At 71.2% G+C, this 26,967-nt stretch carries 23 protein-coding genes and 2 pseudogenes; 13 read left to right on the plus strand and 12 right to left on the minus strand.

What is annotated here, in order from left to right; all coding sequences use genetic code 11:
• The first annotated feature begins 15 nt into the window (after nt 1–15).
• From glyA to ACWC5C_RS16500, 3 genes are all read left to right on the plus strand, one after another.
• Nucleotides 16–1,281, plus strand: a complete 1,266-nt coding sequence (glyA, locus tag ACWC5C_RS16490; RefSeq protein WP_450876054.1) for a serine hydroxymethyltransferase — start codon at nt 16–18, stop codon at nt 1,279–1,281.
• A 210-nt stretch (nt 1,282–1,491) separates the two neighbouring features.
• Nucleotides 1,492–2,880, plus strand: coding sequence for an L-serine ammonia-lyase (locus ACWC5C_RS16495; RefSeq protein ID WP_450876055.1), 1,389 nt, complete (start codon nt 1,492–1,494; stop codon nt 2,878–2,880).
• A gap of 17 nt (nt 2,881–2,897) precedes the next feature.
• Nucleotides 2,898–4,577, plus strand: a complete 1,680-nt coding sequence (locus tag ACWC5C_RS16500) for a hypothetical protein (protein ID WP_450876056.1) — start codon at nt 2,898–2,900, stop codon at nt 4,575–4,577.
• 394 nt (nt 4,578–4,971) lie between these two features.
• On the opposite strand, the gene ACWC5C_RS16505 is transcribed toward ACWC5C_RS16500, so the two are convergent.
• From ACWC5C_RS16505 to ACWC5C_RS16515, 3 genes are all read right to left on the minus strand, one after another.
• Nucleotides 4,972–7,074: an ATP-binding protein gene (locus tag ACWC5C_RS16505; protein ID WP_450876057.1), complete on the minus strand. Its 2,103-nt coding sequence runs from the start codon at nt 7,072–7,074 to the stop codon at nt 4,972–4,974.
• 124 nt (nt 7,075–7,198) lie between these two features.
• Nucleotides 7,199–7,873 carry a contact-dependent growth inhibition system immunity protein gene (locus ACWC5C_RS16510; protein WP_450876058.1) on the minus strand — a complete coding sequence of 225 codons (675 nt, stop codon included), beginning with the start codon at nt 7,871–7,873 and terminating at the stop codon, nt 7,199–7,201.
• A 25-nt stretch (nt 7,874–7,898) separates the two neighbouring features.
• A complete protein-coding gene (locus ACWC5C_RS16515) occupies nt 7,899–9,998 on the minus strand; it encodes an RNase A-like domain-containing protein (RefSeq protein WP_450876059.1) in 2,100 nt (699 codons plus the stop codon).
• Between the two features lie 374 nt (nt 9,999–10,372).
• Here ACWC5C_RS16515 and ACWC5C_RS16520 point away from each other — a divergent pair.
• The 3 genes and pseudogenes from ACWC5C_RS16520 to ACWC5C_RS16530 form a co-directional block, all read left to right on the plus strand.
• Nucleotides 10,373–10,597: pseudogene (locus tag ACWC5C_RS16520) on the plus strand (DNA-binding protein); the annotation flags it as partial.
• A 52-nt stretch (nt 10,598–10,649) separates the two neighbouring features.
• Complete coding sequence (locus ACWC5C_RS16525; RefSeq protein ID WP_450876060.1) at nt 10,650–10,808, plus strand: RHS repeat domain-containing protein; 159 nt, start codon at nt 10,650–10,652, stop codon at nt 10,806–10,808.
• A gap of 25 nt (nt 10,809–10,833) precedes the next feature.
• Nucleotides 10,834–11,091 carry a hypothetical protein gene (locus tag ACWC5C_RS16530; protein WP_450876061.1) on the plus strand — a complete coding sequence of 86 codons (258 nt, stop codon included), beginning with the start codon at nt 10,834–10,836 and terminating at the stop codon, nt 11,089–11,091.
• A gap of 257 nt (nt 11,092–11,348) precedes the next feature.
• Here ACWC5C_RS16530 and ACWC5C_RS16535 read toward each other — a convergent pair whose 3' ends face one another.
• From ACWC5C_RS16535 to ACWC5C_RS16545, 3 genes are read right to left on the minus strand one after another with little or no spacing between them, the layout of a single operon-like run.
• A complete protein-coding gene (locus tag ACWC5C_RS16535; protein WP_450876062.1) occupies nt 11,349–11,573 on the minus strand; it encodes a DUF397 domain-containing protein in 225 nt (74 codons plus the stop codon).
• Entirely contained in the window at nt 11,570–11,788 is a 219-nt protein-coding gene (locus ACWC5C_RS16540) for a DUF397 domain-containing protein (protein WP_450876063.1), read from the minus strand. The genes ACWC5C_RS16535 and ACWC5C_RS16540 overlap by 4 nt, the downstream gene beginning before the upstream one ends.
• A complete protein-coding gene (locus tag ACWC5C_RS16545) occupies nt 11,785–12,609 on the minus strand; it encodes a helix-turn-helix domain-containing protein (protein ID WP_450876064.1) in 825 nt (274 codons plus the stop codon). Before ACWC5C_RS16545 ends, ACWC5C_RS16540 begins: the two co-directional genes overlap by 4 nt.
• A 133-nt stretch (nt 12,610–12,742) precedes the next feature.
• Here ACWC5C_RS16545 and ACWC5C_RS16550 point away from each other — a divergent pair, with 133 nt between their 5' ends.
• Together ACWC5C_RS16550 and ACWC5C_RS16555 are read left to right on the plus strand one after the other, a co-directional pair.
• Complete coding sequence (locus ACWC5C_RS16550; RefSeq protein ID WP_450876065.1) at nt 12,743–12,964, plus strand: hypothetical protein; 222 nt, start codon at nt 12,743–12,745, stop codon at nt 12,962–12,964.
• On the plus strand, nt 12,961–13,179 hold the full coding sequence (locus ACWC5C_RS16555) for a hypothetical protein (protein ID WP_450876066.1): 219 nt from the start codon (nt 12,961–12,963) through the stop codon (nt 13,177–13,179). Before ACWC5C_RS16550 ends, ACWC5C_RS16555 begins: the two co-directional genes overlap by 4 nt.
• Before the next feature lie 152 nt (nt 13,180–13,331).
• Here ACWC5C_RS16555 and ACWC5C_RS16560 read toward each other — a convergent pair.
• Nucleotides 13,332–14,595: pseudogene (locus tag ACWC5C_RS16560) on the minus strand (RNA-guided endonuclease InsQ/TnpB family protein).
• Between the two features lie 442 nt (nt 14,596–15,037).
• Between ACWC5C_RS16560 and ACWC5C_RS16565 the strand changes: the two are divergent.
• On the plus strand, nt 15,038–15,658 hold the full coding sequence (locus ACWC5C_RS16565; RefSeq protein WP_450876067.1) for a glycoside hydrolase family 25 protein: 621 nt from the start codon (nt 15,038–15,040) through the stop codon (nt 15,656–15,658).
• 68 nt (nt 15,659–15,726) lie between these two features.
• Nucleotides 15,727–16,035 (plus strand): hypothetical protein, encoded by a 309-nt coding sequence (locus ACWC5C_RS16570; protein WP_385448035.1) that lies wholly within the window; start codon nt 15,727–15,729, stop codon nt 16,033–16,035.
• Nucleotides 16,036–16,075: 40 nt separating this feature from the next.
• Here ACWC5C_RS16570 and ACWC5C_RS16575 read toward each other — a convergent pair whose 3' ends face one another.
• The 5 genes from ACWC5C_RS16575 to ACWC5C_RS16595 form a co-directional block, all read right to left on the minus strand.
• Nucleotides 16,076–16,291 carry an EF-hand domain-containing protein gene (locus ACWC5C_RS16575; RefSeq protein ID WP_385448033.1) on the minus strand — a complete coding sequence of 72 codons (216 nt, stop codon included), beginning with the start codon at nt 16,289–16,291 and terminating at the stop codon, nt 16,076–16,078.
• Between the two features lie 76 nt (nt 16,292–16,367).
• Entirely contained in the window at nt 16,368–16,991 is a 624-nt protein-coding gene (locus tag ACWC5C_RS16580; RefSeq protein ID WP_450876068.1) for an N-acetylmuramoyl-L-alanine amidase, read from the minus strand.
• Between the two features lie 378 nt (nt 16,992–17,369).
• Complete coding sequence (locus tag ACWC5C_RS16585; protein WP_450876069.1) at nt 17,370–17,876, minus strand: ATP-binding protein; 507 nt, start codon at nt 17,874–17,876, stop codon at nt 17,370–17,372.
• Between the two features lie 227 nt (nt 17,877–18,103).
• Nucleotides 18,104–18,871, minus strand: a complete 768-nt coding sequence (locus ACWC5C_RS16590; RefSeq protein ID WP_450876070.1) for an enoyl-CoA hydratase/isomerase family protein — start codon at nt 18,869–18,871, stop codon at nt 18,104–18,106.
• Between the two features lie 23 nt (nt 18,872–18,894).
• On the minus strand, nt 18,895–20,100 hold the full coding sequence (locus ACWC5C_RS16595) for a L,D-transpeptidase (RefSeq protein ID WP_450876071.1): 1,206 nt from the start codon (nt 20,098–20,100) through the stop codon (nt 18,895–18,897).
• A gap of 381 nt (nt 20,101–20,481) precedes the next feature.
• On the opposite strand from ACWC5C_RS16595, the gene glgX reads away from it, so the two are divergent.
• From glgX to ACWC5C_RS16610, 3 genes are read left to right on the plus strand one after another with little or no spacing between them, the layout of a single operon-like run.
• Nucleotides 20,482–22,845, plus strand: a complete 2,364-nt coding sequence (gene glgX / locus ACWC5C_RS16600; RefSeq protein WP_450876072.1) for a glycogen debranching protein GlgX — start codon at nt 20,482–20,484, stop codon at nt 22,843–22,845.
• Between the two features lie 34 nt (nt 22,846–22,879).
• Nucleotides 22,880–24,730 (plus strand): ABC transporter ATP-binding protein, encoded by a 1,851-nt coding sequence (locus tag ACWC5C_RS16605; RefSeq protein WP_450876073.1) that lies wholly within the window; start codon nt 22,880–22,882, stop codon nt 24,728–24,730.
• Nucleotides 24,727–26,916, plus strand: coding sequence for an ABC transporter ATP-binding protein (locus ACWC5C_RS16610; protein WP_450876074.1), 2,190 nt, complete (start codon nt 24,727–24,729; stop codon nt 26,914–26,916). Before ACWC5C_RS16605 ends, ACWC5C_RS16610 begins: the two co-directional genes overlap by 4 nt.
• The last annotated feature ends 51 nt before the right edge of the window (nt 26,917–26,967 follow it).

Below are 26,967 nucleotides of genomic sequence, written 5' to 3' on the forward strand. Positions count from 1 at the left end.
TCGATCGGGACCCAGATGTCGCTTCTCAACAGCTCCCTGCACGAGCTCGACCCGGACGTCGCCGCTGCTGTCGACGCCGAACTCCACCGCCAGCAGTCCACCCTCGAAATGATCGCCTCGGAGAACTTCGCTCCGGCCGCCGTCATGGAGGCCCAGGGCTCGGTCCTGACCAACAAGTACGCCGAGGGCTACCCCGGCCGCCGCTACTACGGCGGCTGTGAGCACGTCGACGTGGTCGAGCAGATCGCCATCGACCGCGTCAAGGAGCTTTTCGGCGCCGAGGCCGCCAACGTCCAGCCGCACTCCGGTGCCCAGGCGAACGCGGCCGCGATGTTCGCGCTGCTCCAGCCCGGTGACACCATCCTGGGGCTGAACCTGGCGCACGGTGGCCACCTCACCCACGGCATGAAGATCAACTTCTCCGGCAAGCTCTACAACGTGGTGCCCTACCACGTGGACGCCGAGACCGGTCTGGTCGACATGGACGAGGTCGAGCGGCTCGCCAAGGAGCACCGCCCCAAGCTGGTCATCGCGGGCTGGTCGGCGTACCCGCGCCAGCTGGACTTCGCCGCGTTCCGCCGGATCGCGGACGAGGTCGGCGCGTACCTGATGGTCGACATGGCCCACTTCGCGGGCCTCGTCGCGGCCGGGCTCCACCCCTCCCCCGTGCCGCACGCCCACGTCGTGACCACCACCACCCACAAGACCCTGGGCGGTCCGCGCGGTGGCGTGATCCTCTCCACCGCCGAGCTGGCCAAGAAGATCAACTCCGCGGTCTTCCCGGGTCAGCAGGGTGGCCCGCTGGAGCACGTCATCGCCGCCAAGGCGGTGTCCTTCAAGGTCGCGGCCGGTGCCGCCTTCAAGGAGCGCCAGGAGCGCACGGTCGAGGGCGCCCGGATCCTCGCCGACCGGCTGACCCAGGCCGACGTCGGCGAGGTGGGCGTCTCCGTCCTCTCCGGCGGCACCGACGTGCACCTCGTCCTGGTCGACCTGCGCAACTCCGAGCTGGACGGCAAGCAGGCCGAGGACCGGCTCCACGAGGTCGGCATCACGGTCAACCGCAACGCCATCCCGAACGACCCGCGGCCCCCGATGGTCACCTCGGGTCTGCGCATCGGCACCCCGGCGCTGGCCACCCGCGGCTTCACCGCCGAGGACTTCCGCGAGGTCGCGGACGTCATCGCCGAGGCGCTCAAGCCGTCGTACGACGCCAAGGCGCTGGGCGCGCGGGTCACCGCCCTCGCCGACAAGCACCCGCTGTACCCGCACCTGTCGAAGTAACCCCCCGGTCCGGCCTCCAGGCCTCCTGGGACCCGGACCCCGGCCGGATCCAGCCGGACCCGGCCGGATCCTGGGCGGCGCGCTCACCCCGCGCGCCGCCCAGGGGGCGCACCCACCCCGCGCGCCCCCTGGAGGTGCGCCCACCCCGGCGCGCCGCCGCACCGCACCACCCCGCACGCGCCCCCCACGTGCAGACGAAGGAGTCCCCCGGTGGCCATCTCCGTATTCGATCTCTTCTCGATCGGCATCGGCCCGTCCAGCTCGCACACGGTCGGCCCGATGCGGGCGGCACGGATGTTCGTCCTCCGGTTGAAGAACGAGGGCCTGCTCGCCCCCACCGCCTCCGTACGCGCCGAACTCTTCGGCTCCCTCGGCGCCACCGGCCACGGCCACGGCACCCCCAAGGCCGTCCTGCTCGGCCTGGAGGGCCACTCGCCGCGCTCCGTCGACGTCGAGTCCGCCGACGGCGAGGTGGAGCGCATCCGCACCACCAAGCGGCTGCGGCTGCTCGCCGCCGAGATGGAGGGCGGCCACGGCCACGAGATCGACTTCGACGAGTCGGACGAGCTGATCCTGCACCGCCGCCGCTCCCTGCCGTACCACGCCAACGGCATGACCCTCTTCGCGTACGACGAGACCGGCCACCCGCTGCTGGAGAAGACCTACTACTCGGTCGGCGGCGGCTTCGTGGTCGACGAGGACGCGGTCGGCGAGGACCGCATCAAGCTGGACGACACCGCCCTGAAGTACTCCTTCCGCACCGGCGACGAACTCCTGCGGCTCTCCCGCGACACCGGCCTGTCCATCGCCGCCCTGATGCTGGAGAACGAGAAGGCCTGGCGCACGGAGGACGAGATCCGCGCGGGCCTGCTGGAGATCTGGCAGGTCATGGAGGGCTGCGTCGCCCGTGGCCTGGGCCAGGAGGGCATCCTGCCCGGCGGCCTCAAGGTCCGCCGCCGCGCCGCCAACGCCGCCCGCGCCCTGCGCTCCGAGGGCGACGCGGCCGCCCGCGCGATGGAGTGGACCACGCTGTACGCCATGGCGGTCAACGAGGAGAACGCGGCCGGGGGCCGGGTCGTCACCGCCCCGACGAACGGCGCCGCCGGGATCATCCCGGCCGTCCTCCACTACTACACCCGCTTCGTGCCGGGCGCCGACGAGGAAGGCATCATCCGCTTCCTCCTCGCGGCCGGTGCCATCGGCATGCTCTTCAAGGAGAACGCCTCCATCTCCGGCGCCGAGGTCGGCTGCCAGGGCGAGGTCGGCTCCGCCTGCTCCATGGCCGCCGGTGGCCTCGCCGAGGTGCTGGGCGGCAGCCCCGAGCAGGTCGAGAACGCCGCCGAGATCGGCATGGAACACAACCTCGGGCTGACCTGCGACCCCATCGGCGGCCTCGTCCAGATCCCCTGCATCGAGCGCAACGGCATGGCCGCCGTCAAGGCCGTCACCGCCGCGCGGATGGCGCTGCGCGGCGACGGCCGCCACCATGTCTCCCTCGACAAGGTCATCAAGACCATGAAGGACACCGGCGCCGACATGAAGGTCAAGTACAAGGAGACGGCGCGGGGCGGGCTCGCGGTCAACGTCATCGAGTGCTGACGCGGAGGGGGTGACCGGTGACGTCGGCTGATCCCCCGGCCCTACGGGTCCCGGTCGGGGAGGACGCGGAGCGCTGGACCAGCCGTGCGGCGGGCCGCCGCGTCCTGCTCGTCGTGCACAACGTCACCTCGGCCGGGCGGCTGCTGGACATACTGCCGCTGTTCCACGACGACTTCCGGGTGCAGCTCCTGGTCACCTCGACGGAGTCGTCCGCCTTCCAGGGCGGAGTGCGCGAGCTGTTCGCGGACCTGGGGCTGCCGGTGCTGCCGTGGGCGCAGGCGCTGGCGACACCGGTGGATCTGGCCGTCTCCGCCAGCTTCGGGGGCCAGCTCAGCGCTCTGCACGGCAAGCTGACCGTCCTGTCGCACGGCGTCGGCTACACGAAGCGGCTTTCCGCGCCCGGGGACGAGGGTGGCCAGCCGACCTTCGGCCTCTCACCGGAGTGGCTGCTTGAGGACGGGCGACCCTTCGTGGACGGGCTCGTCCTGTCCCACCCCGAGCAGCTGGAGCGACTGCGGCGGGTCTGCCCCGAGGCCGAGGCAGCGTCCGTACTGGCCGGGGACCCCTGCTTCGACCGCATGCTGGCCGCCGCACCGTATCGGGAGCGGTTCCGGCGCGCCCTGGGCGTACGCCGGGGTCAGCGCCTCGTCGTCCTCAACTCCACCTGGAACCCGGAGGGGTTCTTCGGCAACGGCGGCGACCAGGACGTCCTGCCCGGGCTGCTCCCCCGGCTCGCCGCCGAACTGCCCGCCGACGACTACCGGCTGGCGGCCGTGCTGCACCCCAACATCTGGTACGGCCACGGGCCCGGCCAGCTCCGCGTCTGGCTGGACCGCGCCCTGCGCAGCGGGCTCACCCTGGTCGACCCCGCGCACGCGTGGCGGCAGGCGCTGCTGGCCGCCGATGCGGTGGTGGGGGACTTCGGGGCGGTCTCGTACTACGCCGCTGCGCTGGGCACCCCGGTCCTGCTGGCCTCCGCCGAGCAGGACCGCCTGGATCCGGAGGCGCCTCTGGCAACGTTCGTCCGGAACGCCCCACGCCTAGATCCGCACGCCCCACTCCGAGACCAGGTGGAGGGCCTGTTGGCGCGCCACCGTCCGGCCCCGGGCCCCGCCTCCTTCACCACATCCGCCCCGGGCGCGTCGGCGGCGTTGCTGCGGCGCCACTTCTACGCCCTGATGGACCTCCCCGAGCCTCCGTCCCCCGCCCTCCTGGAGCCGTTGCCCCTGCCCCCGTACGTCCCGCCGCGTCGTACGGCACCCCTGAACGTCCGTACGCGCGTGAGCGGCGTCGACGTCTGGCTCGAACGGACCGTAGGCCACCCGTACAACGCTGTGGGCGACGCCCACCTGGCCGTCCACGAGGACACCCGCGACCCGGGTGATCTCGTGCGGGCCGACGTGATCGTGCGCGAGGGCCCGCCGGACGATCCGCGCCTGGGCGGCGCGGAGGGCTGGACGGCGGAGGTGCTGCGCCGGTACCCGCACTGCGCGATGGCGGCGTACGTGAGCGGCCCCCACACCTGCACGGTCCGCCTCCGGGACCACGCCCTCCTCCACCTATCGGGCGAGAACGCCGACCCGGCAGCGTACGCATCGTCCCTACACGCCCAGCTGGCGAGCGGCGTCCCGGTACCGCCGACCCTGAGGCTCCACGTGGCAGGCGAGGTACACGAGGTGCGGGTGGAACGGGCGTGAGGGTGGTGGGTACGGGGGCGGGGCCTCCGGGGCAGGGGCCTGGACGCGTATATTTTTGGCGCCACCACCGAAGAACGTGGAGTGGGCCGGGAGTAGGCGCCACAAATACACGTCGTCGTCCAGCCCCCCACCCCTCCGACCCCACCCCCTCCCGTTGTGGGCAATCGTCCCGCTGGGCGGGACGGGTGGGCACAACCCACCCACCGCCCCGCACCCGGCAGCGAAACCCCCGCCAGCGCAGGGCCCACCCACCGGCCCGCGCCCGGTCGCGCAACCCCCGCCCACCCCGGGGCCCGGGGTGTCCCCGGTTTCGGGAAGGGGCGGGTCAGGGGAGAGCCCCCACCCACCTGCCCGCACCCGGCAGCGAAACCCGACCGGGCAGGCAGCGGCCCCGCTACGCCTCGCACCGCTCCCGCAGACCAGCCAGGTAAGCCAGATGCGGAGCAGCCCGCTCCGGAGTGAGGAGCCGCTCCGCCTCAGCGATCTTCGTCAGGGCGGCGCCGTCATCCCCGGCGTCATGCAGCGTCTCGGCAAGGTCGGTGAGGGTACGGGCCAAGTTGTAGGCCTCGCCCTGCTCCGCGAAGAAGCCCCGCGCGGCTTCCAGCCGGTTGACGGACTCCGTCAGACCACCGGCACCGCGCAAGGCACGCCCCTGATGCCGTTGGATCAGAGCGAGGGCGCGCGGCAGGTCCCGCGCGCCCTCCTCGCCGGGACCGATGCGCCCATAGACCCGCTCCGCCTCGGCGAACCGCTCGTACGCCTCGTCCCACCGCCACTGGTACAGGCACAGCAGCCCCAGCATCTCCACGGACGAGGCCTCGCCCCGGACATGCCCCGCCGCACCCTCGCAGGAGACGGCAGCGCGCACCGCACGCTCAGCCTCCTCCCACTGCCGCAGCTCACCCAGACAGTGGCCGAGCTGGAAGTGCAGGGCGCCAGCGAGGCGAGTGCCGGGGTGGTGCTCGTCGGCGCAGCGGGCCGCGATGCGGAGGGCGGGCAGCGTGTCGTCCCAGTATCCGGCCTTCAACTGCAGGGGCCACAGCGCGCGGGCCAGCCACAGCACCGTGTCGACGTGCCCGTACTCCTCGGCCACGGAGACCGCCCGGACCAGGTTGCCCGCCTCGGCGAGCAGCGCCGTCATGCCCTCGGACTCGTTCGCGTACGGGCTCTCCCCGTCCAGTGCGCACTCGGTCCGCCAGCTCTGCGACAGGGCAGCGCGCGCGGCGTGCAGAGCCTGGTGCAGCAGCCCGTCGAGCACCCGGGACACGGCCGCAGCGCACTCCGCGATCCCGTGCTCCGGCCCGGCGGCGTCGGCCAGATGACGCCGTACCTCGGGCCGGAAGCGGTAGCGGCCATCCCCCAGCGGCTCCAGCAGCCGCACGTCCGCCGCCTCGGCGAGCATCCGGGCGGCGTCCTCCCGGGCGACGCCCGCGGCGTGCCCGGCGAGGCGGGAGTCGATCGCGGGCCAGCCGCCCAGCGCGGCCAACCGGCACAGCCGGGCCGCCTCGGGGCGGAGGCGGTGGCAGGCGTCCTGGGCCATGCCGCGCACCGGATGCGGATCCGTCGCGTCGGCGAGGGGCTGTTCGCCGGTCAGGAGGCGCACCGCCGCGGCCTTCAGGGCGAAGGCGTTGCCCGCGCAGCCGTCCAGCAGAGCGGACATCTGCGGCTTGGCCCGCGCGACCGGCTCCGGCCCCGCCACCTTGCGCAGCAGCTGCGTCGCGTCGCGGTCCTTGAGCGGGGGTACGGAAATCCGCTCCGCCTCCAGCAGGAACGCCGGGCCGGACGCGACGACCAGCAGGAACACCTCCGGGGTGGCCGGAATGAGGCCGCGCACCTGGGCGACGGAGGAGGCGTGGTCGATGACCACCAGCGCCCGGCGGCCCGCCGTGAGCCGCCGGTACGTCTCTTCGCGCCCCACCTCCGTGGGCGGCATGAGACCGGGCTCGACGCCCATCTGGCGCAGCAGGCGCTCCAGGACGGCGGCGGGTTCCAGTCCGTTGTCGGCGGCGGTGTCGCGGGCGTCGACGTAGAACTGCCCGTCGGGGTACTGCGCGATCCGGTCGGCGCCCCAGTGCAGCGCCACCGCGCTGGTGCCGATGCCGGGCGGCCCGTACAGCAGCGCGACCCGGGGCCGCCCGGCGGCGGCGCGGGTCGCCTCGCGCTTCAGCTGCTTCAGGACGGCCTGACGGTCGGTGAAGTCCCGCGTGGCGGGCGGCAGTCCCACGCTTGGCCGCAGCGCGGCCACCTCCGGCAGGCTCCGTACGAGCCGGGCGAACTCATCGCCATACCGTGGATCCTCGGCCAGCCGCGGCTGCATCTGACGCGCCAGCAGCTCCCACCCCTCCGGGGTGCTCGGCAGCGGCGCCTCCCGCCCCAGGGTCCGCCGCACCAGAGCGCCCGTCGAGACGAGCACCTGCTTGCCGACCTCTCCGGCGGCGCCGTTGCCCACCGCCGCGAGGAACGCGGTGAGCGCACTCACCGTCACGATCTCGAACACACCAGCCCCTCCCTGGCCCGGCCCGGTCCCTGGCAGGACTGTATCCCCGCGAGAGAGCGGCAAAGACATCATCAACACCCTATCGATGGGCGGTGACCTGCCACTTCATGGCTCGGCCCCGAGGTCAGGCCGGTTGACCACGCAGGTGTCGCTCGATGGCGTGTGCTACCTCGATGAGCCACTGCCGCAGCGGCACTCCGTCCGGAGGGCTGACGCCCATGCCCAGTGCCGTCATCGCCCGGCCAAGCTCCTGATCAGTTGCCGCCATGGCCAGCAACTGCTGGATCTCGTCAAACGCCTGCCTCAGATCACCTTCGGGATTTCCGCTTAGGTAGTCCGCCAGGGCCTCGCGATGCGAAGAGTATTCATATGAGAAGTCCTGGCCGAAGTAGCCGCCGATGAGCTGGTACAGCTCAGGAAAGAACTCCTCCCACTCCCAGCCCATGTGCGGAGTCTGTCCGGAATAACCTCCGGGGGCCTGCAGAGAAGCCCGGATATGAGCCCGTGCGATGCCAAGAGATTCCTCAATACCTCTGCCCTCCGCGGGGCGCACGTGAGGCATCAGGTCCACCTCGTCCGCGATCTCAGGAGAAAGCAGGCCAACGCTGAGAAGGTCGTCGAGTTCTTGGAGGACACGGAAACCGCGCTGGGGAAACCGCGAGATGATTCGCAGATATCCTTCCAAGGCCGGGCCCGGCCTGGCCGGGGTGTCGGTGAACTCATATCCCGTGTGGGTGTAGGCGCGAAGCAGGTTTTGGATCTCGTGAAATCGGTGGCCTGGCGCAGAAGGGTGGGACATGGGGATCCATTCGGGTGGAAGCGGCTCAGGGAACGGGGTAGGACGTCAGCACCCGGTATCCCGATGCTGCCGATGGGTCACGTTTGAGAATGACCTTCACCTTGTTGACCCAGCTTGGGGCATCGCCTCTCAGATAGCTCTCCCTGGTGAGGGTCAGTCCCGTGTTCTCGCTGAACGCCGTCTCGGGGAGGACGAGTTTCGGCTTGGAGCCGTTGAGCCAATCTGTGATCCTGCTCTGCTGTCGAGCCAACACCTCGTCCACGAATCGCTGAGCCCCTTTCTCATCCACAAAACGGGAGTCCGCTTCAAGGTTCGGCTGCGACCTCAGTCGACTTCGCATATCACGGGTTGTCTTCTCCACATGGCGTTCAATGGTGTGAGACCCATTCTTCCCCTCATCGCCCTTGATGTCGGCACGGTGTTCCGGCTTCGTCTTGCCCTTACGCTTTTCCCGGGGCCAGGCGTTCCAGCCGTCAGGGTTCCCTCCACCACCGCCGCCTGCCGCCGACATCAGGACGACGCCCAGCGTGCCGTAGACAGCGGCGTGGAGGGCGGCTTCCTGGGTTATGGCGTACGCGCCCGCCCTCGCGCCGCCCGCCAGGGCGAAGGCCAGGCCGCCGCCGGGTGGGAAGAGGGCGAGGAGGGAGAGCAGGAGGAGGGCGAAGCCCAGGTAGGTGGTGAAGTCGTGCAGCGCTTCCAGGAGGTGGAAGTTGCGGATCACCGAGGCATCCGGGGCCACGCCGTCCGCCAGCCTCAGCAGGAGCAGCGCGCCCACGACGCAGCCGCCCGCCGCCGTCCAGAGGCGGAAGCGGAGGATGGCCAGCACCTCGCCGTGGGGGAAGGCGCGGGTCGCCCGCCAGGCGCGGAGGAGGCGGGCGAGCTGCCAGGCCGTCCAGAGGAGGCCCGCGATGCCGAAGGCGATCAGGAGGGCGGCGGGCTGCCGCACCCCGGCCGCCAGGAAGAGCAGGGCCGGGGCGGCCAGGACGAGAGAGATGAGCACGGACCACTTGCGGCGCGGGTGCCGCATGGCGCGGGCGGCCCGCGCCACGGGCCGTAAGCCGACGCCCCGCCAAGCGCCTTCGCGGTCGGACGCGTCGATCTGCGCGGCGGACCAGACGACCGTCCGGTGCAGCGACTCGGCGCCGGGGTACGGCGGGCCGCCCGTCGCCCCGTACAGCAGAGCCCGCCGCAGCCGGGCGAACCGCAGCGCGATCAGCGTGGACCAGGGCACGCACCACGCCCCGTACGCCGCGAGCGCGCTCAGGCCGGAGCGTCCGGCCCGCTCGGCGGGCAGCAGGACACCCGGTACGTACGCCCTGCCGCGTCGCAGCCACCGCAGATCGGCGGCCATGGCGACCGCCAGGCACACCAGCGGTACGGCCCACAGCGCGCCCCCGATCGCGTCGACCCGCGACACGGCGTCCCGGTCGGCCGGGTGCGCGGCGGCGTAGTTGGTCAGCGCGTGGAGCACGCACGCCACGACCGGCGGCAGGACGCCGAGCACCCGCGTCCAGCCCTTCGCGCGCAGCAGCACGCCGACGCCGAGCGCCGCGAGGGCCGTGTAGACGAGGTGCGGGCTGGTGGCCGCGTCGGGGGTGCGGTCGCCCAGCTCCAACACCCCCTGCGGGGCAGGGAACCAGGCGGAGAAGACCTGCTCGGCGCCCGGAATGTACGGCGCCCGCAGGCTGTCGGGGACGGCCCAGCCGCCCGCCGGGTGCGGAATCGCCCGGTCCGCGTCCAGCCCGTACCGCGCCACCGCTTCGAGCAGCCCGAACCCGGCCCCGAGTGCCGCACCGAGGACGACGTAGTCCGTCAGACCCCACTGGCGACGGATCTTGACGTTCCACGCCACGAGCAGCAGCGGCGCGAGCTTCACCAGCTCTTCGATGACCGGGTCGACCTTATAGCTCGCGGTGCGTACGACCTTGACCAGCGACTCCCCGGTGTTCCCGGAGACCCCGCGCGTGTACGCCAACTCCAGCAGCGCCGCCGCGACCCCGCATCCGTAAACGCCGACGGCGACCGCCAGCAGCACCGAGGACATCCGCACCGACCGCGTCGGCGACGCCAGCACCAGCAGCTGCGCCACGCCGTACACGGTCGCCGCCACCATGAGCAGCGCCACGCCCAGCCCCCCAACGGATGTTCGATCCGGAGGGCGAGGCTATGGCGTGACCATGAGCGCGACAAGGGAATAAGAAAGAAGGGGTCGGTCTCGCTCCTGCGACTATGGGCTCATGGCCACTCCTCCCGCTCCCGGCGAAGGCCCCACCAGGCCGGTGTCCCTTTCCCTCCACGAGGGCACGATCTCGGCGCTCATAGAGCGCATCGGCAAGCGCGGCATGTCGACATACGTCGAAGCCCTCATCCAGCGCCAACTGGAGCGGGACCGGCTGCGCGAGTTGATCGAGGACGCCGAAGCCGCGCATGGGCCGGTCGATCAGGCCGCAGTCGAGGCGAAGCGGACCCTCCTGCGAGGAGACACCGACTCGGCAAACGGTGCATCAGGCGCGGTTCGACTACGCGGTCTCCCGGGTGAACGTCACCCCACCGACCGAGACAATCGCCCGCCACGCCAGCAAACTCCTCGCCGAAGCGGGCCTGCACGGGCACAAGTACGCACTCGACGCCATGGTGGCCGCCCACCGCACTTTCTCACCGGCACCCGTTCCCGAGGATCTCGTGATGCTCTGTGGGCCCGGCGTCCGCGTGCTCAGGATCTGATCCACAGCCCCCCGCGACCGCACGGCAGGAGCGCCTCGCGCGATGCGGACCCGTGGTCAGGGCCGCACTCGATCCGCAGGGCAACCCGGTGCGGATCACCGATCCGGGCGGCGCGGTGTGGCGGCAGACCTTCGACGCAGCGGGCAACCGGACTTCGCTCACCGACCCGCTGAGCACTGTGCCCCTCTACGAATATATGTCGTCACAGTGATGATCCCAAAGCAGGTAACTTTGCCGTGAACCCACGGGAATCGCTAATCAAACTGATCGACGTGTTTCTATCCGGCCAGGACAGATCGATGCAGATCGTGAGTCAGATCGAAGCGGTCACCATCGACTACTTCCTCGACTCGGACGTCTATGAGGTCCTCAGCGGTTCCGTCTCCCTGTACCGCCCAGGGGAAGGGCTCCCGTATATGGACGAAGAAGAGATGGCGGAGTCTCTGGAGGAAGCCCGGCAAGCATTGGTGGATGGCACTGGCGTAAGCGAATGATCCACAGCGGATCGGACCAGGCTCACCATCAGCCCCAAAAAATGCGAGGTGGCGATGACTGAGCAGGCGGCCAGGCTCAGCGAGCCGTGTGGCGGTTGCGGTCGGCCCTGCGAAGGGTGGGCGGTGCAACTGGTGAAGGAGGGCAGGCTCCGCTGGGAGCTTGAGTGGTCCTGTGACGTCGGTGGCGTTTCGCACGACACCTTTGCTCGGCCCCGCCGTTCTCGGGCGGGAGAACGGCGGGGCCGGGGGTGCTGGGGTCAGGGGGTGGGGAATTCCCCGCTACGCAGGGCGGTCGTGAACGAACCCCAGGCGCCCGCCGGGAAGACCAGGGCGGGGCCCATCGCGTTCTTGCTGTCCCGCACCGGGACAACACCCGCAGCGGCGGCAATGCCGGGAGCGAACTCCACGCACTCACCTCCGTTGCCGTTGCTATAGCTGGACTTGCCCCATACGGCACGCGACAAGTCGAGGGCGGTCCTCATCGGAACTCTCCGTCGCGCAGGGCGGTCGTGAACGAACCCCAGGCGCCCGCCGGGAAGACCAGGGCGGGGCCCATCGCGTTCTTGCTGTCCCGCACCGGGACAACACCCGCAGTGGCAGCTATGCCAGGCGCGAACTCCACGCACTGACCTCCGTTGCCGTTGCTGTAGCTGGACTTGACCCACGCAGCAGACGACAGATCGAGGGTGGTTCTCATCGGGCGTATTCCTCCATCACTCTACGGATCATTGCCAACGACTGATCGGGATGCAGAGCGGCAGCCCGCAGCCGGTCATAGGTGGCAGACGCGTACGCCACCGTTTCGGCCGAGTCGATCAGGTGGCCAGCCGTCACCGTATCCACGTAGGCGACGGGCGGCCCGTCCTCGAACGTCAGAAGGGTGAAGCTCTCAGGCGCCGGGGGCGCGCCCACCGCGAACGGTAGTACCTGCAGGGTGATGTGCGGAGACTCCGCCTCCTTCAGGAGGTGGGCCAGCTGGGCGGCCATGACCTTGGGGCCGCCCACTTCAGTCCGCAGGCAGGCCTCGTGCAGGACGCACCAGAGCAGCGGAGGTGCGTCCTTCTCCATCACCTCGTGCCTTCGCAGTCGCCCATCGATCAACTCGTCGATCTTCTTCGCGCTCTTCCGGGGATCTACGGCCTGGAAGACCTCCCGGGCGTACTCGGGCGTCTGCAGCATGCCCATGATGAGCGTCGCCGAGTAGTCCGAGATACCCGTCGCCTGGCGCTCCAACTGCACGTACGGGATGAACCAGTCCGGGTAGCCGTGCTGGCTCGCTCGCTTCCGCAGCCGCGCGAACGTACCCGGCGTGCAGAACACCCGGTCACACGCATCGGCGAACTCCGGGCTGGCCAGCCGTTCACCCGCCTCCACCTTGGCCACATATTGCTGCCCGTAGTTGGCCTGCAAGCCCAATTGCCGCTGGCTCAACTCCCGCAGCAAGCGCCAGGACCGGACCTCGGCCCCGAGGAACGCCGCCCCGGTGGAGGGCTCCTGCTCTTCCGTCGGCTCACTCACCTGTTCTTCTCCCCTCACCCCAAGCCTCCTGGTGTGTCCCCATCCCTGTTGCGCGCGGCCCCGCAGGGCAACGCTGGGAGTACACAGGGTGATTAAAGCCCGCAAGAGACATCCAAGTCAGGAAGAACCCCCCATGGTGTTTCCCCCCGAACACATCACCGAATCCAGCGGCGCGCCCCCTCCGAAGCCGGACGGCTGCGCCCTCTGCCGCCATTACGAGGCGCTGCGCGAACAGGCCACGCAAGACGGGGACTACAGCCGGGCCACCGACTACGAGGTGCTGCGCCGCCGACACCCCGACCACACCGTCCACATCCGCAGGACCCCGACGAACCCCGGAGAGCGAACCGCATGAACACGCAACGACCCGTACCCGGACAGATGGCGTACGACCCGGCCAGCGGCCGGACAGGGGTGGTGCAGGCGGTGCACAGCCCCGATGAATTGCTCTTCGACCATCAGGTGGACGGCGGCCGGGTGGCGTTCCTGCGGCCGGAGCGGGGCGGGGTGGAGTGGACGGCCGACGCCGCCACGCTCTGTCATCCCTCCCCGGGGAGTTCGTCCATCTGACCAGGTGAGAGACCTCGCCGAGGGGGAACCCTGTGCCGAATGAACGCTGCTGCTGATCGGCAAGAGCACCCTGGCCGCCACCCTCGCCTGGTTCATCGCGGCGGATCTGCTGCACGCCCAGTCGCCCGCGTTCGCGCAATTCTCCGCCGTGCTCATCTTGACTCCTCCCCCTCGTGAACGAGGGGGATTCCTAGCTCACGTCGCCTGGCCCCCGGCGGGGGCGCGGGTCTTACACGATCAGCACTAGCCGGGTACGAGACCAGCCCGGACCAGCATCACACGGGCTGAGTTCTTGTCTCTCGGAGAGACGGCTCCGCACGCAGTGCAGGCATACGTTCGTTCGGAAAGAGGTAGTGCGTGCTTGGTTCTCGCTCCGCACTGTGCACAGTCCATAGTGGTGTGCGCGGGATGGACCAGATGCACGGCGCGGCCGTGCTTGCGGCCCATCTCGATCAAGGCCCGCTTGGTCGCGCCGATCGCGGCGTCTGCGGCTTTGCGGGCCATGGTGGTCTTGGCGAGGAACTTCGGGCGGAAGTCCTCCACCGCGATGGCGCCGTGGTCGCGGACCACGGACTTGGCCCACTTGCGGCCGGTGTCCTGCCGCTGGTTCGCGATCTTCTTGTGCAGCTTCGCGGCCTGCCGCTTCGCCTCGCGGTAGCCGCCCGAGGCGGCCTGTCCCTTCTTCGGCTTCCTGCGGGCCATCATCCGCTGGTACTTGGCCAGCCGCTGAGCTGCGGCCTTCCCGTGCTGCGGATGGGGAAGGTCGTGGACGTCGGATGTCGTGGTCGCAGTCTCCCTGACGCCCCAGTCGATGCCGATCACACGCCCGGTGGCAGGAAGCCGGTCAGTCACCGTGCCCACGACGAACGACGCCCACCAGCGCCCCACCGCATCGCGGTACACGCGTACCGACGAGGGAGGCTTGGGCAGCTCCCGAGACCACACTGGCCGCACAACGATTCCGGCCGCCAAGTGCAGACGACCGTCCTTAAGCCGGAAACCGCGCTTGGTGTACTCAAGAGTGGGAAGCGCCTCGCGCTTCTTCTTGTACTTCGGCATCCCGGCACGCTGCCGCATCGGCAACCTGGCCTTGATGTCCTTGAGCGCCTTGGCACGGGACCTGCCGAAGTCACGTATCAACTGCTGCTGAGGAACACAGGCGCCCTCCCGCAGCCACGGCGTCCGGGCGCGGGCCTGCGTCAGCATCGCCGCGAGCTGCACCGGCCCGCACGTCGCCTTCTCCCCGGTCGCCCGGTTGCGCTGGTGGACAGCCTTGGACTTGGCAACGCACTCATTCCAGACCCAGCGGCACCGGTCCCACTCGGCTTCGAGCGACCGCCGCGCCGTGGACGACAGGCGCAGACGGTAGGTGTACCGGGCACGCCCACCCTCCGCAGCTACCCCCACGTGCGCCATCTCGCCCCCCTCACGGACCCGACCGGGGCGACATGCCGCCCCAATCACTCTGAAGGAGCATATGTACGACAGCAGCACACACGTCCCCCGTTCCCGCGCCCATCACCCCGACCAGCGAACACATGAACACGCGTTCGCATTACCTCGGCGGCGTCGACGGCGATACGGGCACTCCGCGCCCTGAACCGAATGCGGCGACGCTCCGCGCTACGACACCCGCATGCGATTCCTTCCTCAGCGCGAATGCCGAGGCCTCCTCGCGAGAAACGGGAGATTACGGGGCACGGCATAGCACGGCGGCGCTGGAGAAACATGAGTTTCCCTACCAAATCAGTCGCATGCGCAAATACCGTGCGTAACCCCGGCAGCGTTGCGTAGGGTCCTGGACCGGGCATGACAAGGGAGACCGCCCGTCCCCTTTTCAACTTCTGAGGCAGGAAACATGCTGCACGGCATCGACGTGAGTTCGCACCAATCCAGCTTCGACACGGACGGACTGGCCTTCGTCTTCATCAAGGCCACCGAGGGCCGGTCGTACATCAACCCGAAGCAGGTCTCCCAGGCGACGAAGGCGCGCAAGGCAGGGTGCGTCGTCGGCTTCTACCACTTCCTGTGGCCCGGGAACATCGCCGCGCAGGCCCGGTACTTCGTCGAGAAGTGCGCGTCCAAGCAGCACGATCTGCTCGCCGTGGACTGGGAGACCACCGGCTCGGGGACGTACGCCAGCAACGCGGAGAAGGACCGGTTCATCCGGGAGGTCAAGAAGCTGCGGCCCACCCACCGCGTGATGCTGTACTGCAACCGGAACTTCTGGCTCAACCACGACACCACCTCCTACGCCGGGGACGGGCTGTGGATCGCCGACTACGTCACGGCGGGCAAGCCCCGGATCAAGGCGAAGTGGCGGATCCACCAGTCCACCGACCGGCCGGTGGACAAGAACCTCGCGGACTTCTCCAGCAAGACGGCGCTGAAGACCTGGGCCACGGTCACCCGGGTGGCGAACGCCATCGAGGACCTGGTGGACGGCGACGACGAGGAAGAGGAGCGCAGCCAGGCATAAGGGGGGTCTCACCTGCGGGGACACCGCCCGTGGGGGCGTTGTCAGTGGGGGCGCCTACGCTTCCCGGTATGAGCTACGCAGACCTGCACGAACTCCGCAGCGCGCTCACGACCGCGTCCGACATCGCCTATTCGCTCGACGCCGCGCCCTCGGGCCAGGAGACCGAGCTGCTCACCGACGCCCTGCGCCGGGCGCTCGCCGCGGCCGGTGCGCTGACCGCCGAGCACGGGGCGACCGGCTGCTCCCAGCATCCGCGCGGGGCCGTCGACCCGCTGTACGGGGACCCGGACGATCCGCTGCCGCCCGGCTACGGCCGCTGTCTGCTGTGCAACGACCGGCGACGGCGGGCGAGCGCACAGCGGCGCGGCTGGCGCTGAGCGCGCCCGCGGCGCCGCCGTGCGCGCCGGGCCCGACGGGTCAGGCCTTGTTCTGCGCGGCCCAGAACTCGTCGAAGTTGAGCTGACCATCGCCGTTGCCGTCGTGGGAGTTGATCACGGCCTGGGCGACGGGCTCCGTGACATACGGGTCCCCCAGCTGCGCCATCACGCTCTTGTACTCGGCCGCCGTGATCAGTCCGTCCCCGTTGAGGTCGTACCGCTCGAACGCCTTGCGCGCCGCCTCGATGTCCGCCACCTGTTCCGCCCCTTTCAAGCGTGAGTCTGACCCGCACAGATTAGCGGCCCTGGCCAGAGGTCCGGCGCGCATGTGGTCAGGCCTGGTTGACCAACTCCAGATAGCGGTCCCAGTCCCACAGCGGACCGGGGTCGGTGTGGTCGGCGCCGGGGACCTCACTGTGGCCGATGATGTGCTCGCGGTCCTTGGGGATGGCGAAGCGGTCGCAGACGGCGGCGGTCAGGGCGGCGGACGCGGCGTACATCTCGTCGGTGAACCAGGCGGGGTCGTCCACCCATCCCTCGTGTTCGATGCCGATGCCGCGGTTGTTGTAGTCCTTGTTGCCCGCGTGCCACGCGACGTCCTTCTCGCGGACGAACTGCCCGATGTAGCCGTCGGCCGAGGCGACCATGTAGTGGGTGGAGACCTGGCGGGCCGGGTCCTGGAAGATCTTCACCGCGTCCTGGAAGGTCTCCTGCGTCACATGGATGACGACGAAGTCGATCGGGTAGGCGGTGGGGCGGCTGGAGACGCGGTAGTTGGAGGTGGAGGCCGGGATCCAGTGGGTGGGGGGATAGGCGGCCGCGCGGCGGCCGCGTCTGTCGGCGGCGTGGGCCGGGGCGGCGGTGGCGGCGGTGGCGAGTCCGAGGGCGGCGGCGCCGAGACCGGCGCCGGAGCGGAGGAGGGTGCGTCGGGTGGGGGCAGGGCCGTGCGCTTCCATGGGGGGCTCCCGAATGCAGTGCCAGGACAAGGGATCTGACGGGAAGTGACGCGCGTAGTGCGGTTCCATGGTGAAGCGTGGACAGGGCCATGCCAAGAACCGACAGGCGCCAGATGAACAACAAGGGAAATTCACACCTCTACCCGCCATTAACAAGGCAGGTGTCACAGCTCACCTTGGATTGGGTTGGTGGCGATCTGCCGGATCTGCAATAGTCAGGACCGCGACCCCCATTGACCCGGGCCTGGTCGTTCCCCGAATGCCGCGGAGCCACACCCCTTCCGCTCCTCGGCGGGGCGGACAGAGGTCCCCGGACCGTCACACGAGGACGGTCGGGACCTCTGCCCTCGGTCTTCTCACGCGCACCTCACGCGCACCTCACGCACTTTCCGGCACCCGCATCTCGAACCACGTCGTCTTGCCGCACGGCAGCAGGTCCACGCCCCAGCGCTGGGACAGCTGATCCACCAGCGTGAGGCCGCGCCCGCTGGTGTCGAGCGCCCCCACCGGCAGCAGACACGGCAGCCCGCGCGACGGATCGCGCACCTCGACCCGGATCCAGCCCCGGCGGCGCAGCAGCCGCAGCCCGAAGGTGCGGGCTCCGGTGTGCCGTACGGCGTTGCCCACCAGCTCGGAGACGAGCAGCACGGCGTTCTCGGCGAGCTGACTGGCGAGCCCCCAGTCGCGCAGCACCACGAATTCGGTCAACCGGCGGGCGGTGCGCGCCGATTCGGGACGGGACGGCAGCCGTACCTCTTTGTCCGCAGGATTCCCGAACAGTTCGAGCGCCCTGAGAGTCGGGTCCTCCTCGGCGGACGGCAGCCGCCGGACCGCAGCCGTACCAGTGCGCTGCTGCGGCTGCTCCATTCCCTCCAAGCCCGCCATGCCCCCCATGATGGCCGCCCGAAAGGCCGTCCGGGGCGGAACCAGGGGATTCCGAACACCGGAGCCCCAGGCTCCACAAACCGATCCCAGCTGTGCGATTGGCAGCGCAGGGTGTCAAAACACCCCACCTGACCAGCGATATCACCGCGCGTACGGGTGATCACCCAGCGTACCCGAACCGGCCATCGGGCGGTCGTGCGGCAAGCGAAGAAATTCGCTCGCACGGGTCAGGAAAATGTCGCCTTTCCGGGGCCGTCCTCGACGAAGCTCCGCATTCCGGTCTCCCGGTCCGCGGTGGCGAACAGCCCCGCGAACCAGTTGCGTTCGATGGCGAGCCCGGTGTCGAGGTCCGTCTCCAGCCCCGCGTCCACCGACTCCTTGGCGGCGCGCAGCGCCATCGCCGGGCCCTTGGCCAGCTTCGCCGCCCAGCGTTGCGCCTGCTCGTACACCTCCTCGGCCGGTACGACCCGGTCGACCAGCCCGATGACGAGTGCCTCGTCGGCCTTCACCTGACGGCCCGTGAAGATGAGGTCCTTGGCCCGGGACGGGCCCACCAGGCGGGACAGCCGCTGGGTGCCGCCCGCGCCCGGGATCAGCCCGAGCAGGATCTCGGGCTGCCCGAGCTTGGCGTTCTCGGCGGCGATCCGGAAGTCGGCGCAGAGCGCCAGCTCGCAGCCGCCGCCGAGCGCGTAGCCGGTGATGGCGGCGACCACGGGCTTGGGGATGCGGGCGACGGCGGTGAAGGCGTCCTGGAGGTCGCGGGAGCGGGCCACCATCGCGGCGTGGTCCATGTCCCGCATCTCCTTGATGTCCGCGCCCGCCGCGAACACCTTCTCGCCGCCCCAGACGACCACGGCCCGTACGTCGTCGCGGCGGGTCACCTCGGCGGCGAGTTCCCGCAGCCGGTCCTGGGTGGCGACGTCGAGCGCGTTCATCGGGGGGCGGTCGAGGCGGAAGGTGGCCACGCCGTCGGCGACTTCAAGATTCACAGTCATACGCCGCAGGTTAGTCCGCAGTGTTAGGCCTTCCAGTCCTCCCAGGACATGTTCCAGTCGCTGAGCCCGTTGCCCGGCTGGATCGTTTCGTCGTCCGAGTTCTTCACGATGACCACGTCCCCGATGAGCGACTGGCCGAAGAACCAGGCCGCCGGAGTGGACGGGTCGCCTCCGCCGCGCTGGTCGAAGAGGCCGACGCAGCCGTGGCTGACGTTGGCCGAGCCGAAGGTGGACCGGCCCGCCCAGTAGTTGCCGTGGAGGAAGGTGCCGGAGTCCGACAGCCGCATCGCGTGCGGCACGTCCTTGATGTCGTACTCGCCCTTGAAGCCGACCGTCGCGCCGTCCATCCGGGTCACGGCGAGCTTCTCGCTGATGACCATGGTGCCGTTGTACGTCTCGTTGCCGGGCGCGCCCGCGGTGATCGGGAGCTTCTTGATGGTCTTGCCGTCCCGCATGACCTTCATCGTGTGCGCCTTGGCGTCCACCACGGATATCTGGCTGCGGCCGATGGTGAACTTCACGGTCTTGGTCTGCTCCCCGTACACCCCGGGGCGGCCCTCGACGCCTTCGAGGTCCATCGTCAGCGTCACCTTGGTGCCGGGCTTCCAGTACTTCGCGGGCCGGAAGTCCAGCCGGTCGTTGCCGAACCAGTGGCCCTCGATCGGTACCGACGGGGAGGCGCTGACCTTGACGCTCTTCTCGACCGCGCCCGGGTCGGTGATGCCCCGGTTGAAGCGGAGCGAGACCGGCATGCCGACGCCGACCTTGGAGCCGTCCTCCGGGCTGTAGACGCCGACGAAGGTCTCTTCGGGCTTGAGCGTGGTGAACGTGGTGTGCTTGCGGGCCGCGCGGCCGTCCGCGTCCTTCGCGAGGGCGTCCACCGTGTACGTCGTACCGGCGCGCAGGCGGCCGTCCGGCTTCCAGCTCGTGCCGCCCCCGGTGGTCTTCCCAGCGACCGCGCGGCCCTTCTCGTCCTTGACCGTGACGGTGGTCAGCTCGCCCTTGGCGGAGGTGACCTTGAGCGCGCCGCCGCTGGTGCCGACGCCCTTCGCCCCGTCCCCCGGCTCGACCTTGACCACGGCCCGGGAGGGCCTCGGCTTGGCGGCCTCGGTGCCCTTGCCCTTCCCGCCGTCGTCGCCGGAGCCGCCTCCGCCGCACGCGGCGACCAGCGTCAGCAGCGCGCCGAGCGCCAGCGCGGACAGTCCCCTGCGGCCCCGCACCCTCGCCATCCCCGATATCCCCTGCACCCGCACCACAGCTCACTCCCCTCTGCGGAGCCGCGGCCCCCGCGGCAGCCCCGATCACGCACAAACGCGCACCGGCGCGCATGCGAAAAGGTAATCACATAGCACCGACAGCGGGATCATGTTCGAGGGTCACGGTTCTGTCCCAGGTGGGAGCGGTTCCCGTGACCGTCCTCGGGCGCGCCCGCCGGGGGCCGCCGCCGCGCCGGGGCGCGGAGCGTTGGGGCCGCCGGGTTTGCGGGCACAACAGGGCTACCGGGCACAGCCGGACGCGGTCGGGACGCCGCGCGGCGGGTGCCGCCCGGTCCGTCGGGCTCCGGACGGGAGGTGCGGAGCCCGGTCCCGTGCGAGCCGCCGGAGGCGCATGTGTCGAAAGCAGCCGAGCAGCACACCCTGGAGCCCTCCGACGGCTTACCCGCCCCGCCCGCCGCCGGACCGGCGCTCCGCCGCCCCGCCGCGCCCGCGCCGCTGCCCGCCCCGCGCGGCGGCGCCCCCGTGGCCGGACCCGCCGCGTGGCCGGGCACCCCGCAGCCGCTCGGCGCGCGCGTGCGCCCCGGGCCCGGCGGCGTGCCCGGCACCAACTTCGCGCTGTGGGCGGGCGGGGCGGAGGCCGTCGAGCTGTGCCTGTTCGACGACGATGGCACCGAGACCCGCCACCGGCTGGCCGAGCAGACCCACGAGGTCTGGCACGGCTTCGTCCCCGGGGTGCTGCCGGGGCGGCGCTACGGCTACCGCGTGCACGGCCGCTGGGACCCGTGGACCGGCGCCCGCTGGAACCCGGCCAAACTGCTGCTGGACCCGTACGCGCGCGCCGTGGACGGCGACTTCGGCCCGCCCGGCGGCCCGCTGCCCGCCGAGGTCTACGGCCACGTACGGGACTGGCCGCAGCAGCACGTCGCCGACACCGTGCGGGACGAGCGCGACTCGGCCCCGTACGTCCCCAAGGGCGTGGTCGTGGGCGACGACGCGGGCGGGCCGCCCGGCGGGTGGGCCCACGACCCGCGCCCCAGGACACCGCTGGCCGAGTCGGTGATCTACGAACTCCATGTGCGCGGCTTCACGATGCGCCACCCCGGCGTCCCGCCCGAGCTGCGCGGCACGTACGCCGGGCTCGCGCACCCCGCCGCGATCGAGCACCTGACCCGGCTCGGGGTGACGGCGGTGGAGCTGCTGCCGGTGCACCAGTTCGCGCACGAGGACCATCTGCTGCGGCGGAACCTGCGCAACTACTGGGGTTACAACTCCATCGGCTACTTCGCGCCGCACGCCGGATACGCCGCCACCGGCACCCGGGGCCAGCAGGTGGGCGAGTTCCGGCGGATGGTGCGCGCCCTGCACGCCGCCGGGATCGAGGTGATCCTCGACGTCGTCTACAACCACACCGCCGAGGCGGGCGAGCTGGGCCCGACGCTGTCGCTGCGCGGCATCGACAACCGGGGCTACTACCGGCTCCAGCAGGACCCGCGCCGCTACGCCGACTTCACCGGATGCGGCAACACCCTCCAGACCGGTCAGCCGCACGTACTCCGGCTGATCACCGACTCGCTGCGCTACTGGGTCACCGAGATGGGCGTGGACGGCTTCCGCTTCGACCTGGCAGCTGCGCTGGCCCGCTCCGCGCACGGCGGCGGCGCGGGGGTCGACATGCTCTCCCCGTTCCTCGCCGTGATCGCCCAGGATCCGGTGCTGCGGCGCGTCAAGCTGATCGCCGAGCCCTGGGACGTGGGATCCGGCGGCTATCAAGTGGGCGCGTTCCCGCCGCTGTGGGCCGAGTGGAACGACCGCTACCGCGATGCCGTACGGGACTTCTGGCGCGGCGCGCTGCCCGATGTGCGCGACCTCGGCTACCGGCTCTCCGGCTCCAGTGACCTGTACGGACACGGCGGGCGCGGACCGTGCGCCTCGGTCAACTTCATCACCGCGCACGACGGCTTCACCCTGCGCGACCTGGTGAGTTACGAGCGCAAGCACAACGAGGACAACGGCGAGGGCAACCGCGACGGCACCCAGGACAACCGCTCCTGGAACAGCGGCGCCGAGGGCGAGACCGACGACCCGGGCATCAGCGCCCTGCGCCGCCGCAGGCTGCGCGGGCTGCTCGCCACGCTGCTGCTGTCCACCGGCGTCCCGATGCTCGTCGCGGGCGACGAGATGGGCCGCACCCAGGGCGGCAACAACAACGCGTACTGCCAGGACAACGCGACCGGCTGGGTCGACTGGTCGCTGCTGGACGACCCCGGCTGGCAGGCGCTCACCGACCTCACCGCGCGGCTGATCCGGCTGCGCCGTGCCCATCCGGTACTGCGGCCGACCGCGTTCTTCTCCGGCCGCGCCCGGCCTCCGGACGGGGTGCGCGACCTCGCCTGGTTCACGCCGCGCGGCGAGGAGATGACGGAATCCGACTGGTACGCGCCGACGACCGCCCTCGGCGTCTACCTCTCCGGCCGCGACCTGCCGCAGCGGGACGCGCGGGGCGTGCCGGTCACCGACGACAGCTTCCTGACGCTGCTCCACGCGGGCGCCGGGCCGCTGCCGTTCGTCCTGCCCGGGCCGCCGTGGGCGGCGGGCTACGAACTCCTGCTGGACACCTCGCGCGAGGACCAGGAGGCTCCGCCGGGAGCGCGTTATCCGGCGGGCGCGCCGGTCGAGCTACCCGAGCGCTCCGTACTGCTGCTGCGCGCCCTGACCGCCGTAGACCTCCAAGCGGACCTACGACAAATATCCGAGTGAGCGCTGTCAGTGGCGGAACGTAGTCTCGCCACTGATGTCTGTGACAACGACGCCCCGGGACGCACCCCGGGAACAGGAGAGCGGAGCCGCCCCGCGGCACCGCTCCACCACGCGCTCCCTGCTGCGGCTGTGGCCCTACGTGCGCCCGGTGCGGGCCCGGTTCTTCACGGCGGCGGGGGTGACGGTCGTCGCCTCCTGCCTGGGTCTGGTCATCCCGCTGGTCCTCAAGTGGATGGTGGACGGGCCGGTCGCCGACCGCGACCCGTCCGGGGTGTGGCTGGGCGGTGCGCTGCTGCTCGCCCTCGGGGTGGCCGAGGCGGGGCTGTTCGGGCTGCGGCGGTGGCTGGTGGCGCGGCCGCTGGCGTCCGTCGAGGCGTCGATGCGCGCCTCTCTCTATCGCCATCTGCAGCGGCTGCCGGTCTCCTTCCACGACCGCTGGGCCTCGGGCCAGCTGCTGTCGCGGGCCACGACCGATCTGATGCTGCTGCGGCTGTTCCTGGCCTTCCCGCTGACCTTCCTGGTGGTCAACGGGGTCACCATCCTGGTCGGCTTCGCGATCCTGCTGGCGCAGCAGTGGACGCTGGGGCTGGTGCTGCTGATCCCGGCCGTGCCGCTGATGATCTTCTGCTCGCTGTTCGAGACGCGGTACGCGGGCGTGGCCCGCACGGTCCAGGACCAGACCGGGGATCTGACGACGGTCGTCGAGGAGGGCGTGCTCGGCATCCGTATCGTCAAGGGCTTCGGCCGCCACCGCAGCCAGGCCCGCGCGTTCCAGGCCCTGTCGGAGCGGGTACGGGCCACCGAGCTGCGCAAGGCGAAGCTGCTGGCCACCATCTGGGCGCTGATCATGACCCTGCCGGAGCTGGCGATCGGCGCGGCCCTGGTCCTCGGCACCATCCAGGTCGCCGACGGCGACCTCTCGGCGGGCACGCTCGTCGCCTTCCTGTCCACGGCCCTGGCGCTGCGCTGGCCGGTGGAGTCCCTGGGCTTTCTGCTGGCGCTCAGCCAGGACTCGGCGACGGCCACCGACCGGTTCTTCGAGGTCCTGGACGCCACTCCGGCGGACGCGGCGGACGCGGCGGACCGGCCCGCGTCCGTGCTGCCGGGGCAGCGCGGTGAGGGCGGACTGCGGTTCGAGGGGGTGGAGTTCCGGTACGGCGACACTCCCCCGGACGCCCCGCCCGTGCTGCGCGGGGTGGACCTGCACATCCGGCCCGGCGAGACCATGGCGCTCGTCGGGGCGACGGGCTCCGGGAAGACCACTCTGACCGCGCTCGTGCCACGGCTGCACGAGGTGACGCGCGGGCGGATCACCCTCGACGGGCGGGACATCACCGCACTCCCCCGCGACGAGGTGCGCGCCCTGGTGGCCGTCGCCTTCGAGGAGCCCACGCTGTTCTCGGCGACGGCCGGGGAGAACGTGCTCATGGGCGCGGACGGCGCGGACCGGGCCGCGCTGACACGGGCCCTGGAGGTGGCGCAGGCGGAGTTCGTACACGCCCTGCCGCACGGCACCGACACCGAGGTGGGCGAGCAGGGCCTGAGCCTGTCCGGCGGCCAGCGCCAACGCCTCGCCCTGGCCCGCGCCGTCGTCGGCGCCCCGCGCTTCCTGGTGCTGGACGACCCGCTGTCCGCGCTGGACGTGCACACCGAGGCGCGGGTGGAGGCCGCACTGCGGCAGGTCCTCGCGACGACGACCGCGCTGGTCGTCGCGCACCGGCCGTCGACCGTGCTGCTCGCCGACCGGGTGGCGCTGCTGGAGGACGGCCGCATCGCCGCCGTCGGCACCCACCACCAACTGCTGCGGGACAACCCGGCGTACCGGACGCTGATGTCGGGGCAGGAAGGCGACGACGACGTGAACAACGGGAAGGACGGCCCATGACGACGGCCGAGAACGCCCGGGATACCGAGGACGCCGGAGACGCGGGCGCCGCCGGGGAGCGCGCGGCCACCGGAGACGCGGGACGCACCGGGGCCGCTGGGGACGCCGGGCGGGTCCGGCGGGGGCCGGGGCGGAGCCCCGGGTACGGGAAGGGGCGGAGTGGGGAAAGCCCCGCCGCAGCCGAGGACGCCGGGGAGCGTGCGGCGGCCGAGGAGGAGCGCCCGGCCACCGACGACGCCGGACGAACCGGGGACGCCGAGGACGCCGGGGACGCCGGAGCCACCGGGCGCACTGGGGACGCAGGGGCTGCCGGAGCCACCGGGCGGGTCCGGCGGGGGCCGGGGCGGAGCCCCGGTTACGGGAAGGGGCGGGGTGGGGAAAAGCCCGCCGCAGCCGAGGACCCCTTCGACCACGACGTGCTGCCCGCCCCCAAGGGCGCCTCCCTCATCCTGCTGCGCTCACTGCTCGCCCCGCGCCACGCCCGCGTCTGGCTCGCGGGCGTCCTCCTGCTGCTGCAACAGGCCGCCGTGCAGGCGGGCCCGCTGCTCGTCGCGTTCGCCATCGACCGCGCGGTGCCCGCCTTCCGGGACGGCGACAACGGCCCGCTCATCGCCGTCGGGGCGAGCTACGCGGGCTGCGCGCTCGCCTCCGGCGCCCTCCAGTTCGCGTTCATCCGCGCCTCCGCCCGCATCAGCCAGGACGTGCTGCTGGACCTGCGGGGCCGGATCTACCGCCATGCCCAGGCCCTCAGCGTGGACTTCCACGAGCGGTACACCTCGGGGCGGCTCATCTCCCGCGCCACGACGGACGTCGAATCGCTGCGGGAGCTGCTCAGCGAGGGGCTGGAGGAGCTGCTCGGCATCGCGCTGTCCGTCGTCTACATCGCCGCGACCCTGCTGTACCTGGACTGGGGGCTCGGCGGCGCGGCCGTGCTCTCCTTCGTGCCGCTGTATCTGCTCATCCGCTCCTTCCAGCGCCGGTCGATGCGCGTCTACCGCAAGCGGTCGACGGCCACCGCCTCCGTCATCGTGGCGTTCACCGAGACGATGAACGGCATCCGCCCGGTGCAGGCCTTCCGCCGCGAGCGCGCCAACGACGCCCGCTTCGACGAGCTGAACGGCCGCCACCAGCAGATCAACGGGACCGCGATCCTGGAGATGGCCCGCTACGTGGTCGGCTCCCGGCTGACCGCGAACACGGCGGTCGCCGCCATCGTGCTGTGGGGCGCCTACCGGGTCGCCTCGGGCGATCTGGAGCTGGGCGTGCTGGCCGCGGCCGCGCTGTATCTGCGCAGGCTGTACGACCCGATCGACCGCATGGGGATGTTCCTCAACTCGTACCAGTCCGCGGCCGCCTCCCTGGAGAAGATCGCGGGCCTGCTGGCCCAGCGCCCGTCCGTCCCCGAACCGGCCGACCCGCGCCCCCTGCCGCCGCGCCCCACGCGGGAGCCCGGCCGCGAAGTCGTCTTCGACGGGGTGCGCTTCGCGTACCGCACCGGCGGCGAGGTGCTGCCCCGCTTCGACCTCACCCTGCCCGCCGGGCAGACGGTCGCGGTGGTCGGCGCGACCGGCGCGGGCAAGTCCACCCTCGCCAAGCTGCTCGCCCGCTTCTACGACCCCACCGAGGGCCGGGTGCTGCTCGACGGCGTCGACCTGCGCGACCTGGACACACCCGATCTGCGGCGCGGGGTGGTCATGGTGACCCAGGAGGCGTTCCTGTTCTCGGGCACGGTCGCCGACAACATATCCATCGGCCGCCCCGACGCCACCCGTACCGAGATCGAACAGGCCGCCAAGGCCATCGGCGCGCACGACTTCATCGCCGCCCTGCCCGACGGCTACGACACCGATGTCCGCAAGCGCGGCGGCCGCATCTCGGCGGGCCAGCGCCAACTGGTCGCCTTCGCCCGCGCCCTGCTCGCCGACCCGGCCGTCCTCATCCTCGACGAGGCCACGTCCTCCCTCGACATCCCGGGCGAACGCGCCGTCCAGCGCGCCATGGACACGGTCCTGCGCGGCCGCACCGCCGTCGTCATCGCCCACCGCCTCTCCACGGTGGAGATCGCCGACCGCGTCCTGGTCATGGCCGACGGCCGCATCGTCGAAGACGGCACCCCCGCCGCCCTCATAGCGGGCGAGGGCCGCTTCGCGGCACTGCACCAGGCATGGCGGGACAGCCTCGTATGACGCGACGCTGAGCTGCGCCGGGGGTGGCTCGGACTGAACTGCCGCATCCGG

Source organism: Streptomyces sp. NPDC001700 (assembly GCF_053596435.1).